Consider the following 1,559-nt stretch of genomic DNA (forward strand, 5'->3'; position numbering starts at 1 on the left):
CGGGCTTGTCGATAGAGTCGCTTTGTCAATTTTCAGAACACATTGTATCTACCACACGAGGATAAAAATCATGGCTACTACCCCTAATTTTGAATTCCAAGAAGTTTACGCTAAACTCATTGAAGATGCTGGTAAAACTAGAATTGTCGTGATGAACGGCATCTTAACTCCAAAAAATGTTTTCGATCAAGGAAAGGGTTTTGATGAAGTATTAGGGTTAACTAATTTACCTAATTCTATTAATTTCAAGCCTCAATATAATCCTACGTCAGAACCGGATGGCCCAGGAGAGATCAGATGGTGGCCATTTGATTTTGCACCTGGACTTGAAGATACTTTTGATGGCTTGGCTGACTATTTTGTAGATAAGTTATTAAAACCCTCTGTTGATTATTGGAATCAAAATGTTCCTTTTTTTAGCGGTGAATGGCTTAACAACAGAGATAAAAAAGATATCGTTCAATCGATAATAAATAATCCTGGCAATCTTCGCTATTCCAGTGATTCAGAGATTGAATCAGTAATTAAATTTTTGGAAACATATCAAGGGTTTAACAGTATCGATCAGAGATTAAATAATGATTTTTCCAGTGATTATGATGAAAATAGCCCGCCAAACGATTTAGTAGAGGCATTAACGCAATTTTGGACGGAGGAAATGTCAAAAGCTAGTGAAAGCGTTAACAGCCAGTGGGTTACGCAAGATTTATCTAATTTTTTGTCAAATCGTGCAAATTCATTGATTCTAATTCCTCACTCTCAAGGTAATTTCTTTGTTGAAGATGCCTTGAGAATGAATCCATTAGTCAACGCAGGTCTAAACAACCTAAAAGTCTTTGCTTTGGGTTCGCCGACTAACTATACATCGCAAGGAGTGACGACTCCATATGTTACATCATACAACAATCCTGGAGATCCAATTACTAAACTTCAGTTTCAAGGAGGAGCATCTAATCAAGATAAAATGAGAACTTTCTGGAAAACTCTAAAAGAAGTTATGACGTTACCTGGGAAGTTAGCTCTTCGGGATAATCACGATCTAGGAAAATATTTGAACCGAGATGATTTTCAAACGGATCTCATACAAACTTTTGGGAAACTAAATCAGAGTGGCTATTACTTTCCTGATGGTAAAATAATCTTAAGTTCTCCTCTATCCGCAGCAGGAAAAGAACATGATGACTGGATTGAAGGTAGTACGGGTGAAGATCAGGTTGTAGGCGGGGCGCGAAATGACGTTTTGCAGGGCAAAGAAGGAAATGATAATTTAAGAGGTGACAGCGGATTTGATGTTTTGGATGGTGGAGAAGGAATAACTGATACTGCTGATTATTCTTCCAGCCCAATTGGAATTAAAGTTCGCGCAGACAAAGTTGGTAATTCTGATGTTTACAAAGTTGAAGATGGCTTTGTTGTCAAAGGCGAGAAAACTGTAGATACTCTTGGCAGTATCGAAATTATCAGCGGTTCCTCCTCTCCTGACACAATGACTGGCGGTGACTATACCGATATCTTCTACGGCCAAGGCGGAAACGACCTTTTTTGGGGACAAAAAGGAG

Annotated in this window: 1 pseudogene; it reads left to right on the forward strand. The window is 38.4% G+C overall.

The annotated features are described in order from the left end of the window. Nucleotides 1–70 precede the first annotated feature (70 nt). Nucleotides 71–1,559: pseudogene (locus tag QT974_RS34235) on the forward strand (hypothetical protein); the annotation flags it as partial.

Source organism: Microcoleus sp. BM001215392 (assembly GCF_036700185.1).
GTDB lineage: Bacteria > Cyanobacteriota > Cyanobacteriia > Cyanobacteriales > Microcoleaceae > Microcoleus.